The sequence below is a fragment of the Paraburkholderia sp. RL17-337-BIB-A genome, assembly GCF_046025895.1.
GTDB classification, from domain to species: domain Bacteria; phylum Pseudomonadota; class Gammaproteobacteria; order Burkholderiales; family Burkholderiaceae; genus Paraburkholderia; species Paraburkholderia fungorum_C.
Map to the genome: position 1 here is coordinate 1,662,218 of NZ_JARESY010000001.1, position 20,509 is coordinate 1,682,726.

19 protein-coding genes are annotated in these 20,509 nt (G+C 63.5%); 10 read left to right on the forward strand and 9 right to left on the reverse strand.

Annotated features, from left to right (window positions below):
* Nucleotides 1–278: 278 nt before the first annotated feature.
* Nucleotides 279–680 (forward strand): gamma-glutamylcyclotransferase family protein, encoded by a 402-nt coding sequence (locus P0D84_RS07575; protein ID WP_408334311.1) that lies wholly within the window; start codon nucleotides 279–281, stop codon nucleotides 678–680.
* Between the two features lie 153 nt (nucleotides 681–833).
* Here the strand turns inward: P0D84_RS07575 and aceB are convergent, their stop codons facing one another.
* Together aceB and P0D84_RS07585 are read right to left on the reverse strand one after the other, a co-directional pair.
* Entirely contained in the window at nucleotides 834–2,444 is a 1,611-nt protein-coding gene (aceB, locus tag P0D84_RS07580) for a malate synthase A (protein ID WP_408334314.1), read from the reverse strand.
* An 84-nt stretch (nucleotides 2,445–2,528) separates the two neighbouring features.
* Nucleotides 2,529–3,464, reverse strand: a complete 936-nt coding sequence (locus tag P0D84_RS07585; protein WP_408334317.1) for a (S)-2-haloacid dehalogenase — start codon at nucleotides 3,462–3,464, stop codon at nucleotides 2,529–2,531.
* Nucleotides 3,465–3,641: 177 nt separating this feature from the next.
* Between P0D84_RS07585 and P0D84_RS07590 the strand changes: the two genes are divergently transcribed.
* Nucleotides 3,642–4,544 carry a LysR family transcriptional regulator gene (locus P0D84_RS07590; RefSeq protein ID WP_408334320.1) on the forward strand — a complete coding sequence of 301 codons (903 nt, stop codon included), beginning with the start codon at nucleotides 3,642–3,644 and terminating at the stop codon, nucleotides 4,542–4,544.
* Between the two features lie 216 nt (nucleotides 4,545–4,760).
* Nucleotides 4,761–5,195, forward strand: coding sequence for a universal stress protein (locus tag P0D84_RS07595; RefSeq protein ID WP_179732722.1), 435 nt, complete (start codon nucleotides 4,761–4,763; stop codon nucleotides 5,193–5,195).
* A gap of 315 nt (nucleotides 5,196–5,510) precedes the next feature.
* Here P0D84_RS07595 and aceA read toward each other — a convergent pair whose 3' ends face one another.
* The 3 genes from aceA to P0D84_RS07610 all read right to left on the reverse strand — a co-directional run bounded on the left by aceA (nucleotide 5,511) and on the right by P0D84_RS07610 (nucleotide 9,635).
* A complete protein-coding gene (gene aceA, locus P0D84_RS07600) occupies nucleotides 5,511–6,815 on the reverse strand; it encodes an isocitrate lyase (protein WP_028199401.1) in 1,305 nt (434 codons plus the stop codon).
* Between the two features lie 453 nt (nucleotides 6,816–7,268).
* Nucleotides 7,269–8,924, reverse strand: coding sequence for a DEAD/DEAH box helicase (locus tag P0D84_RS07605; RefSeq protein ID WP_408334325.1), 1,656 nt, complete (start codon nucleotides 8,922–8,924; stop codon nucleotides 7,269–7,271).
* Nucleotides 8,925–9,365: 441 nt separating this feature from the next.
* Entirely contained in the window at nucleotides 9,366–9,635 is a 270-nt protein-coding gene (locus P0D84_RS07610; RefSeq protein WP_408334328.1) for an acyl-CoA-binding protein, read from the reverse strand.
* A 165-nt stretch (nucleotides 9,636–9,800) separates the two neighbouring features.
* On the opposite strand from P0D84_RS07610, the gene tsaB reads away from it, so the two are divergent.
* The 4 genes from tsaB to P0D84_RS07630 all read left to right on the forward strand — a co-directional run bounded on the left by tsaB (nucleotide 9,801) and on the right by P0D84_RS07630 (nucleotide 13,474).
* Entirely contained in the window at nucleotides 9,801–10,619 is an 819-nt protein-coding gene (gene tsaB / locus P0D84_RS07615; protein ID WP_408334331.1) for a tRNA (adenosine(37)-N6)-threonylcarbamoyltransferase complex dimerization subunit type 1 TsaB, read from the forward strand.
* Nucleotides 10,616–11,110: a ribosomal protein S18-alanine N-acetyltransferase gene (gene rimI / locus P0D84_RS07620; protein ID WP_064266022.1), complete on the forward strand. Its 495-nt coding sequence runs from the start codon at nucleotides 10,616–10,618 to the stop codon at nucleotides 11,108–11,110. The genes tsaB and rimI overlap by 4 nt, the downstream gene beginning before the upstream one ends.
* Entirely contained in the window at nucleotides 11,097–12,323 is a 1,227-nt protein-coding gene (locus P0D84_RS07625) for a uracil-DNA glycosylase family protein (protein ID WP_408334335.1), read from the forward strand. Before rimI ends, P0D84_RS07625 begins: the two co-directional genes overlap by 14 nt.
* 149 nt (nucleotides 12,324–12,472) lie before the next feature.
* Nucleotides 12,473–13,474 (forward strand): DUF1853 family protein, encoded by a 1,002-nt coding sequence (locus P0D84_RS07630; RefSeq protein WP_408339718.1) that lies wholly within the window; start codon nucleotides 12,473–12,475, stop codon nucleotides 13,472–13,474.
* 21 nt (nucleotides 13,475–13,495) lie between these two features.
* Here P0D84_RS07630 and thiD read toward each other — a convergent pair whose 3' ends face one another.
* Together thiD and lplT are read right to left on the reverse strand one after the other, a co-directional pair.
* Complete coding sequence (gene thiD / locus P0D84_RS07635; protein ID WP_408334338.1) at nucleotides 13,496–14,302, reverse strand: bifunctional hydroxymethylpyrimidine kinase/phosphomethylpyrimidine kinase; 807 nt, start codon at nucleotides 14,300–14,302, stop codon at nucleotides 13,496–13,498.
* Between the two features lie 56 nt (nucleotides 14,303–14,358).
* The gene (gene lplT, locus P0D84_RS07640; protein WP_408334341.1) at nucleotides 14,359–15,666 is read right to left on the reverse strand and encodes a lysophospholipid transporter LplT; all 1,308 of its coding nucleotides are present in this window, start codon (nucleotides 15,664–15,666) and stop codon (nucleotides 14,359–14,361) included.
* 218 nt (nucleotides 15,667–15,884) lie between these two features.
* On the opposite strand from lplT, the gene alr reads away from it, so the two are divergent.
* The 3 genes from alr (at nucleotide 15,885) to P0D84_RS07655 (ending at nucleotide 18,905) form a co-directional block, all read left to right on the forward strand.
* On the forward strand, nucleotides 15,885–16,955 hold the full coding sequence (gene alr, locus P0D84_RS07645) for an alanine racemase (RefSeq protein WP_408334344.1): 1,071 nt from the start codon (nucleotides 15,885–15,887) through the stop codon (nucleotides 16,953–16,955).
* Between the two features lie 151 nt (nucleotides 16,956–17,106).
* Nucleotides 17,107–18,483: a DNA repair protein RadA gene (radA, locus tag P0D84_RS07650; RefSeq protein WP_408334347.1), complete on the forward strand. Its 1,377-nt coding sequence runs from the start codon at nucleotides 17,107–17,109 to the stop codon at nucleotides 18,481–18,483.
* Nucleotides 18,484–18,626: 143 nt separating this feature from the next.
* Nucleotides 18,627–18,905 (forward strand): DUF2866 domain-containing protein, encoded by a 279-nt coding sequence (locus P0D84_RS07655; protein ID WP_408334350.1) that lies wholly within the window; start codon nucleotides 18,627–18,629, stop codon nucleotides 18,903–18,905.
* A 224-nt stretch (nucleotides 18,906–19,129) separates the two neighbouring features.
* Here P0D84_RS07655 and P0D84_RS07660 read toward each other — a convergent pair whose 3' ends face one another.
* Together P0D84_RS07660 and P0D84_RS07665 are read right to left on the reverse strand one after the other, a co-directional pair.
* Entirely contained in the window at nucleotides 19,130–20,185 is a 1,056-nt protein-coding gene (locus tag P0D84_RS07660; protein ID WP_408334353.1) for a CaiB/BaiF CoA transferase family protein, read from the reverse strand.
* Entirely contained in the window at nucleotides 20,173–20,484 is a 312-nt protein-coding gene (locus tag P0D84_RS07665; RefSeq protein ID WP_408334356.1) for a hypothetical protein, read from the reverse strand. The genes P0D84_RS07660 and P0D84_RS07665 overlap by 13 nt, the downstream gene beginning before the upstream one ends.
* Between the last annotated feature and the right edge of the window lie 25 nt (nucleotides 20,485–20,509).

Below are 20,509 nucleotides of genomic sequence, written 5' to 3' on the forward strand. Positions count from 1 at the left end.
ACCACCGATGGCTTCCATTGTAGGTGTTACGTCAGCGCCAACGTTGCATAATGTCCCGATTGCACGCGGATCCCGAGGAAGAACTCATGAGCTTTGCAACCGCTGACCTGTGCGACGCGCACGAAAACCAACTCACGCTGGTACGCTCCGCGTGCTCGAGTCGGTCTTTCATCTCTTCAGTCGCGCCGAGTGTTTCAGCGGCGAAGCGGTGACGCTACAGGGAATCCTCGGAACTGCAAGGGCAAGCTGAAACCCATTATCAAGGAGAGCAAACGACGATGCAGACCGTCTTTGTATACGGCACATTGCGGGCCGGTGAAGTAAACGACATCAGCGAGGCTGCGGCGCGCAACGACATCGCCGCGCCGAATCTGCTCGGCACGGCCACGGTACGCGGCCATCTGTTCGACTTCGGCTCGTATCCGGGTCTGGTGGTCGACGAAGCAGGCGTGGATGTCACGGGCGACGTCTATGAAATCGACGACGAACTGGTTGTCGTGCTCGACGAGATCGAAGCGGTATATCCCGGCGTCGAAGATCGTTTCCTCGCGCGGGAAGTGATGGTGAAGGTAGACGGTAACGTCGTGAACTGCCGCTTCTATCCGGTCGCGCCCAATGCGGTAAAGGGCCTGCCGGAAATCAGGTCGGGCGACTGGGTCGAGTATCGCGGCACGCGCTGAGGGCGCCAAAAAAAGCAGCCCGGCAGGCTGCGCCTGTCGGGCCGTCCGGTCGGTCAGCCTAGCGACCCGGGCCGCTCTTTTATCTTGCGTGGCTGGTGAAAGCGAGCCCGGTACGTCGTCGTTATTGTTAATGCATGAGGCCGTTCAGATGCCTCAGATTTCCTCGTACAGCGGCAGCGTCAGGAAGTCGGTGAACTGCTCCGACGTCGACATTTCCTCGAAGATTTGTGCAGCGCGATCGTACGGCTTCGTATCGCCGCCGACGGCCTGTTTCACCTTGTCGAGTTCCTGTGCCGACAACTCGCGCACCAGCTCGGCCGTGACCTTGCGGCCGTCTTCGAGCTTGCCCTTCGGCGAGCGAATCCACTGCCACACCTGCGAGCGGGAAATCTCCGCGGTTGCCGCGTCTTCCATCAGGTTGTGAATCGGCACGCAGCCATTGCCCGCGAGCCATGAACCCAGGTAGTGGATGCCGACGTTGATGTTGTTGCGCAGACCGCCTTCGGTGATCGGCGCTTCCGGACGGAAGTCCATCAGGTCGGTGGCCGTGACGAGCACGTCGTCGCGTTGCTTGCCGATCTGGTTCGACTTGTCGCCGAGCACCTTGACGAATTCTTCCATCGCGATCGGCACGAGTCCTGGATGCGCGACCCAGCCACCGTCGTAACCGTCGCCCGCATCGCGCGCCTTGTCGGAGCGCACACCGCCCATGGCCTTGTCGTTGGCTGCCGGATCGTTCTTGATCGGAATCAGCGCGCTCATGCCGCCGATTGCCGGTGCATTGCGACGATGGCAGGTCTTCAGCAGCAGCAGCGCGTAGGCACGCATGAATGGCGAGGTCATCGTGATCTGCGAGCGGTCAGCGAGGCAGAAATCGCGGTCGTTCTTGAACTTCTTGATCGCCGAGAAGATGTAGTCCCAACGGCCGGCGTTCAAACCCGAACTATGTTCGCGCAGTTCGTACAGGATCTCGTCCATTTCGAACGCAGCGACGATCGTTTCGATCAGCACGGTCGCGCGAATCGTGCCGCGCGGCACGCCGACCGCTTCCTGGGCGGCGACGAAGATGTCGTTCCACAGACGCGCTTCCAGATGGCTCTCCATCTTCGGCAGATAGAAGTAGGGGCCTGAGCCGCGCGCGACCAGTTCCTTCGCGTTGTGAACCATGAAGAGCGCGAAATCGAAGATGCCGCCAGAGACGCGCTTGCCGTCCACCGTCACGTGCTTTTCGTCCAGATGCCAGCCGCGCGGACGCACGATCAGCGTAGCGGTCTTGTCGTTCAACTGGTACGACTTGCCGTTCTGTTCGAGCGAAATCGTGCGGCGCACCGCGTCCTTCAGATTGATGTGGCCAGTGATCTGGTTATCCCAGCTCGGCGCATTCGAATCTTCGAAGTCGGTCATGTACGAATCCGCGCCTGAATTCAGCGCGTTGATGATCATCTTGCGCTCGACCGGTCCGGTGATTTCCACGCGACGGCATTGCAGATCTTGCGGCAGCGGAGCGATCTTCCAGTCGCCTTCGCGCACGCTTTTCGTTTCGGTGAGGAAGTCGGGATGCTCGCCGGCGTCGAGCCGCTTCGTGCGCTCCACTCGCGCCTGCAACAAGTGCTGACGGCGCGGTTCGAACGTGCGATGCAGTGCGGCGACGAGTTCGAGCGCTTCGCGGGTGAGGATCGCGTCATAGCCCGGCTTGATCTCAGCCGTGATGTCCATGCCCTGCGGCAACTGCAGCGATGATTGCGATGACAGCGAATTCGCCATGATTTCTCCTTGGTCGGTCAGATTGCAAAGGCGCAAATGTTGAGATGCGGTTGAAAATGCTTGGTGGGATCCATGTGGTAGCCGTCAAGCGCCAGGCCTCTGGCGCGTGCGGCTGCCGCTGGGATGATCGATATTGCCCGTGCCGCTATGGCGCTCCGGCGACACGAGGGACTTCAGAAAAGCGGGCAGATCGTTCATGCCTGCGCCCGCGCCATGCGGCGTGACGCCCAGTTCTTCGGCTGGTGCGTTTTGCCGGTTAAGCCAGAAAGTGGTGAAACCGAACCAGCTCGCGCCTGCCACGTCCCAGCCGTTCGACGACACGAAGACGATCTCCTGCGGCTCTGCGCCGAAGGCTTGCGTGCCGAGCGCATAGGCCGCCGGCGAGGGTTTGTAGGCGCGGACTGTGTCGACGGATAGCACATGGTCGAACAGGCCTGTCATGCCGGCGCTCTTCACGGCGATGTCGAGCATTTGCGGATTGCCGTTCGAAAGGATCGCGAGACCGGGCCGTGAGCCGGCTTTGCCGCCCGTGGACACAGTCGAAGCCGAAGCAGCCGAAGCCGAAGCCGAAGCCGAAGCAGCCGAAGCAGCCGAAGCAGCCGAAGCAGCCGAAGCCGGAGCAGCCGGAGCAGCCGGAGCAGCCGAAGCCGGAGCCCCGTCGCGCAGTTGACGCAGCGTGGGCACGGCATCGGGAAAAGCGGACAGGCACGCATATTCATCCATCAGACGCTTCTCTGCCGCGCGGCCTAGCGTGAGATGCAATTTTTTGGTGGCGAAGCGCAAGGCATCGAGCGTGATGTCCCAGAACGGCCGGTAATGGGCGTCAGGCGCGTCTGGCGGTGCTGCGAGCGTGCGCAACTGCGTGTATTCGATCTGCTTCAGACGCCACAACTGCGAGAGCGCATCGCCGTGCCCCGGGAACATCTGCTCCGCGGCAGCGATCACCGAATGCACGTCGAAAAGCGTGCCGTACGCGTCGAAAATCACTGCTTTAGGGATGGGTGTCGTTGTGGCCGACATTGCCGTGCACTCCTATCAGAGGTCAGGACGGATTGTATTAGTGACACTCCAGGCTAAAAAAGAGGCTAAATATCACTTGATTTTTTACTTTTATGAACCTAATCTGACGCGCACCGACCACTTTCAAGCGCATTCCCCAAGGGACTTCCTTCCTTCGGGGCGTTGCGGCTCCTTCCCATGGACCGTTTCAAGCAGATCGAGACTTTCGTCACCGTTGCGGCCAGGGGCAGCCTGTCCGCCGCGGCGCTCGCCGAAGGCGTCGCGCCCGCGATCATCGGCCGCCGCATCGACGCGCTCGAAGAGCGCCTCGGTGTCAAATTGCTGGTGCGCACCACGCGCAAGATCACGTTGACCTTCGAGGGGTCGGCGTTTCTCGAGGATTGCCAGCGCCTCATCCACGACATGCAGAACGCCGAGGCCAGCGTATCGGCGGGCGGCGTGAAGGCGAGTGGCCATTTGCGGCTGTCGGCACCGGCCGGGTTCGGACGCAGGCATGTTGCGCCGCTGGTGCCGGCCTTTACCGTCGCGCATCCGGATGTGTCGATTACGCTCGACCTGTCCGACCGGCTGGTCGATCTCGTCAACGAGGGATTCGACTGCGCCGTGCGTCTGGGCGAGTTGCCCGATTCGTCGCTGGTGTCGCTCAAGCTCGGAGAGAACCGCCGCGTGTGCGTGGCGTCGCCGTCGTATCTGAGCCGGCGCGGCTCGCCGCACACGCTGGCCGATCTTGCGCATCACAACTGCCTTGCGCTCGGCGCGAGCGCCAATCAGCAGCGCGGCTGGATGTTCCAGCAGGGCGACAAGGTCGTGTCGATCAAGGTGTCCGGCACGATGGAATGCTCGGATGGCGCGGTGCTGCACGAGTGGTGCCTCGAGGGCTATGGGCTTGCGTGGCGCTCGTGGTGGGAGGTCGGCACGGATATCGCGGCCGGGCGGCTGGTCAGCGTGCTGGATGAATTTGCTGCGCCGCCGATCGGCATTCATGCGGTTTTTCCGCAGCGCCGGCATTTGCCGCTGCGGGTTCGGTTGTTTCTGGACTTTCTCAAGCATACGTACGGCCATCCTGATCACTGGGGCTAACGCCGGCTAGGGTGCAAGTCACGCCCGGTGATCCGCTGCAATGCCAACCTGCACAATCGCCGCGCAGACCCTTGCAGCGGGTTTCCGATATGCGGACAGACCCGCACGACGGCCTTGAGCTCATTTCTGCGGACTACAATCGATTGAGGCGGCTTCCATGCCGAGCCTCGTGGCACGCGGACGCCGAGCTGCACGCAGCCGGCGACGGAGGGCATCATGTTCAGGCATATCCTGGTTCCGACCGATGGTTCAGACCTGTCGCGCAAAGCGATAGACGGTGCCATCGACCTTGCGCAGGCCGTCGGCGCTCGCGTCACGGCCTACGCGTGTCTGCCGCAATATCCGTACTCGCCGTTTTCGGACGTGGTGATCGAGCCACCCGTTGAGTTTCTGCAGCGCAGCGAGCGTGAAGCGCGCGTGCATCTGCGGGAAGTGGAGCAAGCGGCGCGCCGTTTCGGTGTTGCGTTCGACAGCCGCACCAGCGTGCATCCGGCGCCGTATCTGGGCATCATCGAAGCGGCCGAGCAGGGCGCCTGCGACGTGATCTTCATGGCTTCGCATGGGCGGCGCGGTCTCGGCAGCCTGCTGATCGGCAGCGAGACGCAGCGGGTCCTGACGCATACCAAGATTCCGGTCATCGTGTACCGCTGAAGCGCGTGCTCGCGATTTCGCGTCGTGGGCAGGCACGGCTTGAAAAAAACGCGCCGGCGATGTGGCAGGCGCGTCCCATGCTCGCCGCACAATGCGTTGCGCTGGCTTTGTCTGCGCTGTCGACCAGAGTTGGCGCTTTAGCGCTTACTCCTGCCTATGGCGCGTTACTCCGGTCTGCCTCACTCCCAGATTCCAGCCATCAGGGCCGCCGGCGTATTGCGACCCTGATGGCACTCCTCCCTGACGACGGCCCTCTGACGGGGCCGCTTTTTCGTCTGCCTTGCCGTTCTCGCGATTCAGACCGCGTCGTCCTGCTTACGCGACCTTCTTATCGAAGAACTGTTCGTCTTCCGTCGAACCGTGCAGCGCGGTCGTCGACGCGTCGCGCTCGACCGTTTGCGTCACGGCGTCGAAGTAGCCGGTGCCGACTTCGCGTTGGTGCTTGACAGCGGTGAAGCCCTTTTCTGCCGCGGCGAATTCAGCCTGCTGCATTTCGACGAACGCGGTCATCTGGTTGCGGGCATAGCCGTGGGCCAGATTGAACATCGAGTAGTTCAGTGCATGGAAACCGGCCAGCGTGATGAACTGGAACTTGTAGCCCATTGCACCGAGTTCGCGCTGGAACTTGGCGATGGTTGCGTCGTCCAGGTTCTTCTTCCAGTTGAACGACGGCGAGCAGTTGTACGACAGCAACTGGTCCGGGAATTCCTTATGGATGGCGTCGGCGAATTTCTTCGCGAACTCGAGGTCCGGCTTGCCGGTTTCGCACCAGATCATGTCGGCGTACGGCGCGTAGGCGAGACCACGCGAGATCGCCTGCTCCAGACCCGGCTTCGTGCGATAGAAACCTTCCACTGTGCGTTCGCCCGTCAGGAACGGCTTGTCGTTGTCGTCCACATCCGACGTGATCAGGTCGGCGGCTTCAGCGTCGGTGCGGGCCAGCAGCACGGTCGGCGTGCCGGAGACGTCGGCGGCCAGACGCGCGGCGGTCAGCTTGGCGATGTTTTCGCGGGTCGGCACGAGCACCTTGCCGCCCATGTGGCCGCACTTCTTCACCGAAGCGAGCTGGTCTTCGAAGTGCACGCCCGCGGCGCCCGCTTCAATCATCGCCTTCATCAGTTCGAACGCGTTCAGCACGCCGCCGAAACCGGCTTCAGCGTCGGCCACGATCGGCGCGAAGTAGTCGATGTAACCTTCGTCGCCCGGATTCTTGCCTTCCGACCACTGGATCTGATCAGCGCGCGTCAGCGTATTGTTGATGCGCTTCACGACGAGCGGCACCGAGTTCGCCGGATACAGCGACTGGTCCGGGTACATTTCACCGGCGACGTTCGCATCGCCCGCCACTTGCCAGCCCGACAGGTAGATCGCCTTCAGGCCGGCCTTGACCTGCTGCATCGCCTGATTGCCCGTCAACGCGCCGAGCGAGTTGACGAACGGCTCATTGTTGACGCTTTCCCACAGTTTTTCCGCGCCGCGCTTGGCAAGCGTGTGCTCCACTTGCAGCGAGCCGCGCAGACGGATCACGTCTTCAGCGGTGTACGTACGCTTCACGCCTTTCCAGCGCGGATCGGTTTCCCATTGCTGTTGGAGTTGCTTGGCTTGTTGTTCGCGGGACATGGTGTGCTCCTTGGTTGCCTGTAATGGATGGGTGACTCTTGTCTTCGTCGAAGCGGGCCGTTTGAGGCGTTTCGTTTCGTGAAGTCTTATATAAGAGTCTAGGCAAATCGACCGGCGCACAATAGCGGTCTGGGAGCGTTTTTTGATTATTTATTTGCGTTAAAAATCAATTGTTTAAGTGTTTCGTTCCGCATTAAGAAACGCCTTTTTCCATCTTGCAATAGATGCTCTTGTGCATTGCAGCACGATTTTTTACGACGCAAAAAAATTTTCCACATCGTGAAATATGGGTGATTACCAAAATATGGGCGAAAAAAAACCGGCGCCTGAGCACCGGTTTCTTTCGACTGACGGACGGCGCAGGGCCGTCCGGGTCTTTTCAGGCCGCCTCACGTACTGAACGAGCTACGCAAACAGCACTTGCCTGATAACTGCTGAGTCCTTCTTAGCTGCTTAGCTACCACGGCGCGCCGTGCGCGGACCGTCGCTGCGGCGTGCGCCGTAGCCACCGTCACGCGAACCGCCACCGAAGCCACCGTCACGCGAACCGCCGCCGAAGCCACCTTCGCGCGAACCGCCGCCTGCCGACTTGCCGGCCCAGCCGCCACCATTGCTGCTACCGCTGCGCGAACCACCGCCGCTACCGGCCGGCTTGCCTGCGCCGCTGCCGCTACCGAAGCGACGGCCACCGCCGTTGCCACCGCCCGGACGGCCACGGCCGCCAAAGCCAGGACGGCCACCACCGCCCGACGGAGCCGACTTGCGCGGCTCGAAGCCTGCAACGACGTTGACCGGCAGCGGGGTGCGCACGAAGCGCTCGATGCGCTTGAGGGCGCCTTGTTCCGCGTGGTGCACGAGGCTCACTGCGATACCCGAGCGGCCAGCACGGCCGGTACGGCCGATACGGTGCACGTAGTCTTCAGCGAACTTCGGCAGATCGTAGTTGAACACGTGCGTGATGCCCGGGATGTCGATACCGCGAGCGGCGACGTCCGTTGCCACCAGCACGCGCACACGGCGCTCGCGCAAGGCCTTGATCGTGCGGTTACGTGCGCCTTGCGGCAGATCGCCATGGAGGGCTGCCGATTCGAAACCGGCGTCGGCCAGACGGCCAGCCAGTTGGTCCGCGTCCATCTTGGTTGCCGTGAAGACGATAGCCTGGTCGAGGCCTTCGTCACGCAGCAGATGGTCGAGCAGACGATCCTTGTGATCGCGGTCGTCGACGTAATGGACGGTTTGCGCGATGTTGGTGCGTTGTTCGAGGCGTTGAACGATCTCGATACGTTCCGGATCCTTCAGCAGGCGGCCGGTCAGCGAGCTGATCTTGCCGTCGAGCGTGGCCGAGAACAGCATGGTCTGGCGCGTTGCCGGCGTAGCCGCGACGATGGTTTCGATGTCTTCGATGAAGCCCATGTCCAGCATGCGGTCAGCTTCGTCGAGCACGAGAATCTGCAGTTGCGACAGATCGATACGGCCGCGTTCCAGGTGGTCGATCAAACGGCCCGGCGTGGCAACCAGGATTTCCGGGTTCTTTGCCAGCAGCATCAATTGTTGACCGTAAGCGACGCCGCCCAGAATGCTGACGGTGCGCAGACGCTTGAGGTGCTTGCCGTACGTGGCAGCGGCGGTGGTGACCTGCATCGCGAGTTCGCGGGTCGGCGTCAGAACCAGCATGGTCGGACGGGCAACCGGTTGCGGACGGCGCGTGCGGGCACCGTCAGCCGGGCGCGGCTCACGCGGCTGGCTGGCTTGCGCCTTTTGCAGTTGCGAGAAACGTTCGATAGCGGGCAGCATGAACGCAGCGGTCTTGCCCGAACCGGTCGGGCTCGAGACCATCAGATCGCGGCCGGCAATGCCGGCGGGGATCGCGCGTTGCTGAACCGGAGTCGGATTTTGATATCCAGCGGCGGTCAGGGCGGAGACGACATCCGCGGACAGACCGAGCGACGCGAACGACGGGCCGGTCGGGGCTGCGGCTTCTGCGGCGACAGCTTCCGGAGCGGCAGCAACAGCTGCAGCTTGTGCGGGTGCAGCGTCACTGCTGGCGAGACCGAGGGCCTGATCGGCGATGGCGTTCAACGGGCTGCTGGAGGTATTGCTCGAAGTCATGAAAATCCTTGGTAAAACCTTGGTACACACGGAATTAAAACGTCGGCGCCAATCGGCATACCCAAGTCGTCGGATTCAGCGAGCAAAAAAGCAGCGAGCAAATCGAAAAACGGGGGCAGCTCGCGACAATGAAGGCGAGCTTTTCGTTAGAAGCTGTATCGGATGCGACATGCCAACACGGCGTGCCGCCAGCCTGGGACATGATCGCCCGTAGGGGGCTAGGCAGGAGGGGACAGGTTCTAAACTGGATTGGAGCTAAACGCTACGAGGCGCTGCGCCGCAAAGGCCGCTAGAGGAAAGCCGGGCAAAGCAGTGAAGCGCAGGCAGTATTCTATAGGGTTTTGTTGCACTGCGCCACCGTTAAGAAGTTTCTTAGGGAAAACTTTCGTTCTGGCTGCTGAACGGGCTTGAAGCGGACTTAAAAAGCGCGCTTAGGTCAGTTCAGGTGGCCGCGCCGCTTTTAAGCGCCTCGACCAGTTCAACGTATTGCTGCTTTGCCGCGTCTTGCGCGGTGCCCTTTAGCGCGCCCCATGCATCGTACTTGTATTTGCCGACGATGTCGGTGAAGCCCGGCTTGTCGCCGTGGACGTCGCCTTCGGTGGCCTGCTTGAAGAGGGCGTAAAGGCGCAGAAGGGTGAGGTTGCCCGGACGCTCCGGCAGTTGCTTGACGTCTTCCTGGGCCTGGCCGAACTGGGTGTTGATGTCTGTCATTGATTTTTTGCCCTCGAGGCGGGTCGGGTTGAGCTTGGCCGATGATCATAACAACTGGTCGTTATCGTGGGACCGAGGGCTTATTCCAAAAATGCGCCTTGCCCGCGGGACGAAGCCTTCCCCAAAACCATATCCACCCGCGTGGTGCCGATTACAATACGGTCCATGACTCAAACTGTGCTTCTTGCCCTCGATACCTCGACCGAATTCTGCTCGGTAGCGCTCCTGTCCACTGATCACATCGCGGGCCAGGCCGCCGGCGCAGCCCGCATCTGGGTCCGCCACGAGCAAACCGGCGCGGTCTCCAGCACGCGCCTGCTCCCGGCGATTCGCGAACTTTTCGACGAAGCCGGCCTGAAACTGGCCGACTGCCACGCCATTGCCTTCGGCTCCGGTCCCGGTTCATTCACGGGTCTTCGCACGGCGACTGGCGTCGCGCAGGGCCTCGCGTTCGGCCTGAACCTGCCGGTCGTGCCGATCAGCACACTGCTGGCCTGCGCGGAAAGCGCACGGCTGCGCGATCCATCAGCGACCCGCGTGCTCGCGGCGCTCGACGCCCGGATGGACGAAATCTATTGGGCCGACTACGCATGGGACGTAGCCCTTGGCGAATGGCGCACGCTTCGGCCGGCTTCGCTCGACGCGCCTGAAGGCCTCGTTTTACCCGACGTCCCCTTTATCTTGGCTGGCAATGCTGCTGCAGCCTTCGGTGCGCGGCTGCCCGCCGTCGCGGCGGCGCGAGCCGTCGACAGTGAAGCGCTGCCGCACGCCGTGCCGCTCGCGCACGCGGCGCTGCGTGCGTTTCGCGCCGGCCGCACCGTGCCGGCCGATCAGGCCGCGCCGGAATACATTCGCGACAAGGTCGCCCAGACCACCGCCGAGCGCGTCGCCGACAAAGCGGCCAAGGCCGAGCAAGCCGCAGCCGCTGCCGCAATCGCCGCCAGGCTGGCGCATGACGCGCAACAAGGTGAGGGCCGGCAATGAGTGGCGTGTTACTGGCGGACCGCTACATGTCGCCGATGACCGAAGGCGATCTGGACGAGGTCGCCGCCATCGAAAAAATCGCCTACGAATTCCCCTGGAGCCGTGGCAATTTCGGCGACTCGCTGCGCAACGGCTATTTCGGCATCTGTCTGCGTCACGTAACGGGCACGCTGATCGGTTATTGCGTGCTGATGCCGGTGGTCGATGAAATGCATCTGCTCAATTTGTGCGTGACGCCCGCCGCGCAAGGCGCAGGTGCCGGGCTCGCGCTGCTGCGCGAAGCGGTGCGCATTACCCGCGCCGAAAAACTCGAAGGTCTGCTGCTCGAAGTGCGACCGTCGAATCATCGGGCTATCCGGCTTTACGAGCGCTTCGGCTTTGCGTCGATTGGCCGGCGCAAAAATTATTATCCGGCGCGGCATCGCAGCCGGGAGGACGCCATCGTGATGCGTTTCTCGTTTGCCACGGAGGGCGCAGATGGCGCTGCATGAATCGGTACTGGAAGAGTTCGGGCTCGCGCCGCTGTGGGTGCGTCGCGGGATGTCGGCGGCGCCGGAGTCCGCGGGCGAAACCGCGCTCGAGCAGGGTGCTGTTGCGACCGCGGCTTCTGTAGCGCGTCCTGACGATCCGCGTGCGGTAGCGCGTGAGGTGTCGCCGGCTGCGCTTGCGCGGGATGGTCGGCAGGCCGCGTCCGCGTCTGCGTCCACTTCCGCGAACGATACGCCGTTGCTCGCGATGCACACGGGCGAAGCGCGGCACGCTGACGCTGCCCAGATGCAGGGCGAGCGTCACGCGCAGGGTCGGGCAGATCAGCCGCCTGCGTCAACGGAGACACGCGGTCGTTCTGATCGCGAGGCTTCGGCACGTGCAAGCGATTCGTCGAGTTCCATGCAGGAAAGCGAGCGGCGTGGACCGCCGCCAGCGCACGAACAGACGCAAGGGCGTATGCAGGCGGCAGTCGATGCGCGGCAACCGATCAAGCCGCCATCGCAGCAGTTGCGAGCACCTGAACCACCGGCGTTCGATGCTCCGCCCGACGACGATTTCGCATGGTTCGACGATCAGCCGCCCTACGCGCCCGCTGAAGCGCGCCGCGAGACACCCGAGCCGTCCTCGATCCAGACGCTCGACTGGGACGCGTTGAGCGAGCAGGTCGCTGCGTGCGAGCGCTGCCGTCTGTGCGAGAAACGCACGAACACGGTATTCGGCGTCGGCGACCGCAACGCCGACTGGATGCTGATCGGCGAAGCGCCGGGCGAGAACGAAGACCGCCTGGGCGAGCCGTTCGTCGGCCAGGCCGGCAAGCTGCTCGACAATATGCTGCGTTCGCTGACGCTCGCGCGCGACACCAACGTCTATATCGCCAATGTGATCAAGTGCCGCCCGCCAGGCAACCGCAATCCCGAGCCGGACGAAGTCGCGCGTTGCGAGCCTTATCTGCAGCGCCAGGTCGCGCTGGTCAAGCCGAAGCTGATCATTGCACTGGGCCGCTTCGCCGCGCAAAGCCTGCTCAGGACCGAGGCGAGTATTTCATCGCTGCGCGGCCGCGTGCATGAGTACGAAGGGGTACCGGTCATCGTCACCTATCACCCGGCCTATCTGTTGCGCAGCCTGCCGGACAAAGCGAAGGCCTGGGCAGACCTGTGTCTCGCGCGCGATACGTGGCTCGCGGCGGGCGGCGTGCCGTCCCAAGCGGCCAAGTGACCGGCACGACCGGGCCGACGGCGCGCCTCGCCGCCGCCCCCGGCACATCCGGCACATCCGGCACATCCGGCACATCCGGCACATCCGGCGCGTCAGGCACATCCGGCACACCGGCCGCACCCGCCACATCCGCAGCGCTCCTCGAGGCGCTGCTCTACACATTGCGTGAACCGGTCGTGCGTGATCTCGCGTGGTTGCTGCTGAGCGCCGATTTGTTGCGCGCGCAACCACCGGTAGGCATGCTCGCCAGTCCTTTCGACACGTCACAGGAAGCTGAAGCAACCGTCGACTGGTTACGCGCGCTGGATGCCGATCCCGCCGAGTTGCAGCGCGAACTTACCGCAACGCGTATCACGCGTCTTGGCCGCTACGCCGAACGGCTGCTCGGATGGTTCCTGGAACATGGACCGGCGGCGCGCCTGGTCGCGGCCAGTTTGCCGTTGCGGCGCGCGGGCGTCACGCTCGGTGAATGCGATTTCCTGGTGACGACGCAGCAGGGTGCGCGGCTGCATTGGGAACTTGCGGTGAAGTGCTATCTGCATGCCGGCGAGGGCCACGTGCGATCGATCACGCAGTTGGACTCGCACTCGGTCACGCAGTCGACCACACCATCGACCACGTACCCGGCGGCGCGCTTAGCCGACTACGTCGGCCCGAATCTGAAAGACCGCTTCGATCTGAAGCTTGCGCACGTGCTGAATCATCAACTGCCGTTGAGCGGGCGCGACGAGTTCGCGTCGGTCGGCTACCCAGGGCCGTGGACGCCGCAGATGTATATCAAAGGCTGGTTGTTCTATCGCGTTGGCGAGGCGCCGGCCGGGCCTGCCGAACTCGATCCGTCGCACGGACGTGGCTGGTGGGTTACGCGCAGCGATTGGTCGGACTTTGCCGCCGCGCATGCGCAAACGTGGCGCCTGTTGCCGCGGCTGGAATGGCTTGCGCCGAGGCGTCATGAGCGGCGTGAAGCGGAGGCTTCGGGAATCGCTTTTGCCGATGCGCACACGCTCGCTGAGCAAATCTCAAATCAGCATGGACCGACGATGGTCGCGGCATTTGCCGACGACGGCGTGGGCAACTTGATAGAGCGCTCGCGCGGCTTCATCGTCCCAGACGACTGGCCCGGGCGCGCGCAGGCCTACGCGCAGCAATAGCGCAGGCGCAAGGCGCCTCAGTCACCACCAGCGATAAAAATGATGCACCGGTCCGACGCCGCTGCCGACGTCGAGCCGATCGCTCGCCTGCAAAGCGCCGGTCAGATACAGCTTGGCGTCGGCGACCGCGCTCGCCAGATCGGCGCGCTGCGGAATCAGTGCCGCAATCGCCGCCGACAGCGTGCACCCCGTCCCATGCGTATTCTTCACCGGCACGCGCGGGCCGAAGAGACGCAGCGTGCCTCTGTCTTCCACGAGCCAGTCGGGACTGTCGGCCGCGCTCAAATGGCCCCCCTTCATCAGCACCGCCCGCGCGCCAAGCGCACGCAGCGCTTCGCCTTGTTCGACCATGCCGGCTTCGTCGGTGGCGGCTGGCACGCCTAACAAGGCCGCGGCTTCCGGCAGATTCGGCGTCAACAGATCGGCCAGCGGCAGCAACTCGTCACGCACGACCGCGACCGCGTCCGGCAGCAGCAGCGCGTGATTGCTCTTCGAGATCATCACCGTGTCGAGCACGACGTGCTTCGGTTTGTGCCGCCGCAATGCATCGGCGACCGCGCGCGCGATTTGCGCATTCGCGAGCATGCCGATCTTCACCGCATCGATACGGATGTCGTCGAACACCGCGTCGAGTTGTGCGGTGATGAAGGCGGGCTCCGGCGCATGAATCGCCGTGACGCCGCGCGTGTTCTGCGCGGTGAGCGCGGTGATCACGCTCGCGCCGTAAGCGCCGAGCGCCGAGAACGCCTTCAGATCGGCCTGAATGCCGGCGCCGCCGCCGGAATCCGAACCGGCGATCGTCAGCACATTGGGAATGGGTTGAGTCATGGCAAAGCGAGGAAAGGGGAAAGGCGCGGGCAGTCAGCGTAGTGCCTGCCGCGGGGTCAGTGCTTGACTTCGCCGATCAGCGCGACCGAGTCGAACGCGCGCTGATTCGCCTGATGGCGCCGCATCACGAACCACATCATCACGCAGACGAAGGTGCCGAACAGCACGATCACCGCCGTGACCGGCACGTCGAGCCAGACCAGCACAGCGTACAGGCACAGCATCACGAGTACCGAGAGATTTTCGTTGAAGTTCTGTACCGCGATCGAGTGACCCGCCGACAGTAGCACGTGGCCGCGATGCTGAAGCAGCGCGTTCATCGGAACGACGAAAAAGCCCGACAGGCCGCCGACGATCATCAGGAAGATATACGCAACGATCAGATAGCCCGGCACATGCACACGGCCGAAATACAGGCCCCAATGCGTGGGGAAGAGGTCGCGTGTGTAGAAGGCCATCAACATCACGGCGATGCCCATCATGATGCCGACCGGAAGTACCGTCAGCGACTTCTTCAACGGCACGCGCGAGGCGGCGAAAATCGCGCCGGCTGCCACGCCGACTGCCACCACCGCTTGCAGGATCGCGGCCTCCGAAAGCGACATGCTCAGCGACACTTCCGCCCACTTCAGCACAATGAATTGCAGCGTCGCGCCGGCGCCCCAGAACAGCGTGGTGACGGCGAGCGAAATCTGGCCGAGCTTGTCGCGCCACAGCACGAGAAAACAGTCGGCGAAATCGGTGACCAGCTTGATCGGGCCGCGTTCCTGTTTCGGATAGCGCGCGCCGGTGTCGGGAATGCGCAGATTGAAGAGCGCCGCGATCACGTAGATTGCCATGATCACCAGCATCGCCGCTTCAGCGGGCGTGTTGACCGTGGGGATGTGCTGCCGGAGGATCGGTGCGGCAATGTGCGGGCTGATGAGTGCGCCGCCGAGCACGGTGCCGAGAATGATCGAACCCACCGTGGTGCCTTCGATCCAGCCGTTCGCCGCGACCAGCCGGTCAGGCGGCAGCAGTTCGGTGAGAATGCCGTATTTGGCGGGCGAGTAGGCCGCCGCGCCGAAACCCACAATGCCATAGGCGATCAACGGGTGCGCGCCGATCAGCATCGTGATGCAGCCGACGACCTTGATGGTATTGGTGACGAACATCACGCGACCCTTTGGACGGGAGTCGGCGAAGGCCCCCACGAAGGCGGCCAGAACGACGTACGACAGCACAAAGAACAACTTGAGCAGCGGCGTCATCCAGTTCGGGGCGTGGAGGTCTTTCAGCAGTGCAATAGCAGCGATCAGAAGCGCATTGTCGGCCAGCGACGAAAAAAACTGCGCGGCCATGATGGTGTAAAAACCTTTTTTCATCTGATGCGATGCTGTCCTCGCTGCGGTCTGTCCGCCCCGGCCGTGTGCAAAGCGTCCGGGCTTATACCGTTCGAAATGGGTTGTGCGCACGGCTTTATATCATGAAAATAGCTGGATTCGGACTAGCAGAATCCTTGATCGCACCGCCCAGCGGGCCGCCGAGCGCTGAAAACGCCCTGTAAGCTCCTGATTCGCAAGCGTCTTTACGAAAATTGCCCATGCCGCGCCCCCTCTCAGCCACGATTCACACTGCCGCACTCGCCAATAATCTCGCTGTCGCCCGGCGCTACGCGCCCAAATCCAAGGTGTGGGCCGTCGTCAAGGCCAACGCCTACGGGCACGGCCTCGCGCGCGCTTTTCCCGGTTTGCGCGCAACCGACGGCTTTGGCTTGCTGGACCTGGAAGAAGCCGTCAAGTTGCGTGAATTGGGCTGGGCCGGCCCGATTCTTCTGCTGGAAGGCTTCTTCCGGTCGACCGATATCGACGTGATCGACCGCTACAGCCTGACCACGGCGCTGCACTCGGACGAACAGTTGCGGATGCTCGAAATGGCGCGCCTGTCCAAGCCGGTCAATATCCAGCTGAAGATGAACACCGGCATGAATCGCCTCGGTTACACGGTGGAAAAATTCCGCTCCGCGTGGGAGCGCGCGCGGGCCTGCCAGGGTGTCGGCCAGATCACCTTGATGACCCATTTCTCGGACGCCGACAGCGACCGCGGCGTGGCTCACCAGATGGAAGCGTTCGAGCGCGGCGCACAAGGCATTGCCGGCGCGCGCAGCCTGTCGAATTCGGCGGCCACGCTGTGGCATCCCGCCGCGCACTTCGACTGGGTCCGCCCGGGCATCATTCTGTACGGCGCGTCGCCTTCGGGCGTGACGGCCGCGATCGAAGGCACCGGCCTGCAACCAGCCATGACGCTCACCTCTGAGCTGATCGCCGTGCAGACGCTCGCCGAAGGCCACACGGTCGGTTATGGTTCGATGTTCAAGGCGCGCGGGCCGATGCGCATCGGCGTGGTGGCCTGCGGTTACGCGGACGGTTATCCGCGGGTCGCGCCGGAAGGCACGCCGGTGATCGTCGACGGCGTGCGTACGCGGATCGTGGGGCGGGTGTCGATGGACATGCTGACCGTCGACCTGACGCCGGTCCCGACCGCCAATGTCGGCTCGCGCGTCGAACTGTGGGGCGCGTCGCTGCCGATCGACGATGTCGCGCAGGCATGCGGCACGATTGGCTACGAGCTGATGTGCGCGGTGGCGCCGCGTGTGCCGGTGCGTGCGGAGTAAGGCACGGCGCTGACAGGCCGGGTGAGAGCCGCGCATGGCGGCCTCAATGGCGGTACCGGAGAGGGTCCCAAAGACGGTTGCAGTGAGCTCCTCGACGAGGAGCGCTCAGCGAGCCCATCAATCCAAAGAACAGCAATACAGGCAAGGGCGCGTGGCTAAACAGAAGACGTTGTACATCTGCAGTGAATGCGGCGGCCAATCGCCGAAGTGGGCCGGACAGTGCCCGTCATGCAATGCGTGGAACATGCTGGTGGAGTCGGTCGCGGAGGCGCCGTCCACGCATCGCTTCCAGTCGCTCGCGAAGAGCGCGCCGGTGCGGCGTCTCGCCGATATCGAAGCGTCCGACGTGCCGCGCTTCTCAACCGGCGTCAGCGAGTTCGACCGTGTACTGGGCGGCGGCCTCGTGCCGGGCGGCGTGGTGCTGATCGGCGGCGATCCGGGCATCGGCAAATCGACGCTGCTCTTGCAATCGCTCGCGGAAATTGCGGCGGACAAACGCGCGCTCTATATCAGCGGTGAAGAATCGGCCGCGCAGATTGCGTTGCGCGCGCAACGACTTTCTTTGCTGGAACCCGGCTCGAAAGCCAGCGAGCTGCAACTGCTGGCGGAAATCCAGCTCGAGAAAATTCAGGCGACCATCGCCGAGCAGCGACCGGACGTCGCGGTGATCGACTCGATTCAAACCGTCTATTCCGATGCGCTGACTTCAGCGCCTGGTTCGGTCGCGCAAGTGCGAGAGTGCGCGGCGCAGTTGACGCGCATCGCCAAACAGTCGGGCACCACGATCATCATGGTCGGCCACGTCACCAAGGAAGGTGCGCTGGCCGGGCCGCGCGTGCTCGAGCACATCGTCGATACGGTGTTGTACTTCGAGGGTGACACCCACTCGTCGTACCGCCTGGTGCGCGCGATCAAGAACCGTTTCGGCGCGGTCAACGAACTCGGCGTGTTCGCGATGACCGAGCGCGGTCTGCGCGGTGTTGCCAATCCGTCGGCTTTGTTTCTGTCGCAGCACGAGCAATCCGTTCCGGGGTCGTGCGTGCTGGTGACGCAGGAAGGCACGCGGCCGCTGCTGGTCGAAGTGCAGGCGCTGGTCGATGCGGCCAACGCGCCGAATCCGCGGCGGCTCGCCGTGGGGCTGGAACAGAATCGTCTGGCGATGCTGCTGGCGGTGCTGCATCGGCACGCCGGCATCGCCTGTTTCGATCAGGACGTGTTCCTGAACGCGGTGGGGGGCGTGAAGATCACCGAACCCGCGGCCGACCTGGCCGTCTTGCTTGCGATCCACTCCTCGATGCGCAATAAGCCGCTGCCCAAGGGGCTGGTCGTATTCGGCGAGGTGGGGCTTGCCGGCGAAATCCGGCCGTCGCCACGCGGTCAGGATCGTCTCAAGGAAGCGGCCAAACTGGGCTTTTCGGTCGCGGTCATTCCGAAGGCCAATGCACCGAAACAGCCGATTGAAGGCTTACAAGTCGTTGCGGTCGAACGCATCGAACAGGCCATCGACCGGGTCCGCACGCTTGAGTAGACGGGGCTTTGGCGCTCGCGGGCGCGTTGGCTCCCGTAATGGGCCGTAAATATCTCCATATTGGCTGTAACCTACCCGACATTCCTTTTTCCTAAGCTTCGAAGGTGTTGCATCCCTTCTGATGCGGAAAAAAGGATCGCGCCTTGAAACAGTCATATGAAACCGCAGCCGAGCGGCCCATGCAGGTGCGCGGCTGCCGCGTCTCCGAGCCTATTCGCCAGCCTTGGGGCGGTGCTTGCCGAATTGTCGAATGGATCGACACGACGGGGCAGATTTCCCGCCGGGTAGTGGCCGAAGATGTTACCGCCGCCGAAGTGCGCGCGACGATCAACCGTCACGTGGAAGGCCGCAAGCATTTCCTGTACGACGACGAACAAACCCCGCGCCAGGTTTTGCCGCGGCAGACGGCGGCGCGGCGCTGAGGTTTTGGGGGTGGCGGGTTAGGCCTTGTGGCCTGAATTGTGAGTTGGTTGTTGCAGGCCACGGACTTGCAAGATCGCCATGAGCCCGGAAAACGAGATCGCTGGACCGCGGGCCGGCTAGATCCGCCAGATCCGCCGACCGGGCAGACCCGCCAGATCCGCCAGACCGTCTGCCTACGACTTAGCTTGGCGTTTGCCTGATCTTGGCCGCCCTTCAGTGGCGCTCAACCGGTCCGGCGACCATCTTCGCCGGCATCGTTTTCGGCCTGGTCTTCGTTCATCGCGGCGTACGCCTCGCGATTGAACAGCGGGTGCTGCGCGGCTTCGGCCGGGGTCAGCACCGGCGAGACGCAGCAGTCTAGCGACTCCAGCAGCAGGACCCATTCTTCCAGCGGGCGCTTGCCGATCAGCCCGGCCAACTCGTGCGTCAACGCGGCGGCGTCCGGGCCGCCGATTGCCTGACCGAGGCTCCAGTGACGCGTCGCCCATTCGGGCCGGTCGAGCGCCATACATAGCGTTTCCCAGAATTTCAGCTCAAGCGCGCCGACCGCGAGCCAGCGATCGTCGAGCGTCCGATAGAGGTTGTAGCAGGGCACGCCGCCGTTCAGCAGACCGGCGCCGGCGGCCGGTGCGGCGCCTTCGTTGGAGAGTGCGACTTGCGCGACGACGTTGTGCGCGTGGGTGACATGCGTCATCGATACGTCGACGAAGCGGCCAAGGCCTCCGCGCGACACATGCCATAACGCGGCGAGAATTTGCGTCACCGCGCTCAACGCGCCGCCGAGCAGGTCGGCAATCTGGAAATTCGGCAGAATCGGCGCGCCGTCGCGGCCCGCCAGTTGGTCTAGCACGCCCGCGTAGCCGATGTAGTTGAGATCGTGGCCAGCATGGTCGACAAACGGGCCGCTCGCGCCGTAACCGCTGATCGCGCAGTAGACCAGCCTTGGATTGACCGCGCGCAGGGTTTCGTAGCCGATGCCGAGACGCTCCATCACGCCGGGCCGGAAACTCTCGATCAGCACATCCGCCTCGGCCGCGAGCGCGCGCAACACAGTGCGGCCCGCTTCCGATTTGAGGTCGAGGCGCGTCTCGCGCTTGCCGCGGTTCACCAGCCGGTAAAACGCGCCGGGGCGGCCTGCCACGCGGTCGCTAGATGACTGCATCATCGTGCGGGTGGGGTCGCCCGTGCCCGGCGCTTCGATCTTCAGCACGTCGGCGCCGAGTTCTGCAAGCCGCAAGGCGGCTACGGGACCGGGAAGCAGGCGCGTCAGGTCCAGCACGCGCAGGCCCTGAAGCGGAGCAGGTGCTGCCGCGGATGACGGCGCACCTGACGAAGCACCTGACGAAGCACCTGACGAAGCACCAGACGAAGCACCAGACGAAGCACCAGACGAAGCACCAGACGAAGCACCAGACGAAGCACCAGACGAAGCACCAGACGAAGCACCATACGAAGCACCAGACGAAGCACCAGACGAAGCACCAGACGAAGCGCCTGACGAAGCACCTGGCGAAGCGCCTGACGAAGCACCTGGCGAAGCGCCTGACGAAGCACCTGACGAAGGACCAGACGAATCACCAGACGGTGACGCTGACGCCCCGGC

Coding starts and splice junctions, on each gene's coding strand:
- P0D84_RS07575 (WP_408334311.1), top strand. CDS start 279: ATGCAGACCGTCTTTGTATACGGCACATTGCGGGCCGGTGAAGTAAAC.
- aceB (WP_408334314.1), bottom strand. CDS start 2,444: ATGGCGAATTCGCTGTCATCGCAATCATCGCTGCAGTTGCCGCAGGGC.
- P0D84_RS07585 (WP_408334317.1), bottom strand. CDS start 3,464: ATGTCGGCCACAACGACACCCATCCCTAAAGCAGTGATTTTCGACGCG.
- P0D84_RS07590 (WP_408334320.1), top strand. CDS start 3,642: ATGGACCGTTTCAAGCAGATCGAGACTTTCGTCACCGTTGCGGCCAGG.
- P0D84_RS07595 (WP_179732722.1), top strand. CDS start 4,761: ATGTTCAGGCATATCCTGGTTCCGACCGATGGTTCAGACCTGTCGCGC.
- aceA (WP_028199401.1), bottom strand. CDS start 6,815: ATGTCCCGCGAACAACAAGCCAAGCAACTCCAACAGCAATGGGAAACC.
- P0D84_RS07605 (WP_408334325.1), bottom strand. CDS start 8,924: ATGACTTCGAGCAATACCTCCAGCAGCCCGTTGAACGCCATCGCCGAT.
- P0D84_RS07610 (WP_408334328.1), bottom strand. CDS start 9,635: ATGACAGACATCAACACCCAGTTCGGCCAGGCCCAGGAAGACGTCAAG.
- tsaB (WP_408334331.1), top strand. CDS start 9,801: ATGACTCAAACTGTGCTTCTTGCCCTCGATACCTCGACCGAATTCTGC.
- rimI (WP_064266022.1), top strand. CDS start 10,616: ATGAGTGGCGTGTTACTGGCGGACCGCTACATGTCGCCGATGACCGAA.
- P0D84_RS07625 (WP_408334335.1), top strand. CDS start 11,097: ATGGCGCTGCATGAATCGGTACTGGAAGAGTTCGGGCTCGCGCCGCTG.
- thiD (WP_408334338.1), bottom strand. CDS start 14,302: ATGACTCAACCCATTCCCAATGTGCTGACGATCGCCGGTTCGGATTCC.
- lplT (WP_408334341.1), bottom strand. CDS start 15,666: ATGAAAAAAGGTTTTTACACCATCATGGCCGCGCAGTTTTTTTCGTCG.
- alr (WP_408334344.1), top strand. CDS start 15,885: ATGCCGCGCCCCCTCTCAGCCACGATTCACACTGCCGCACTCGCCAAT.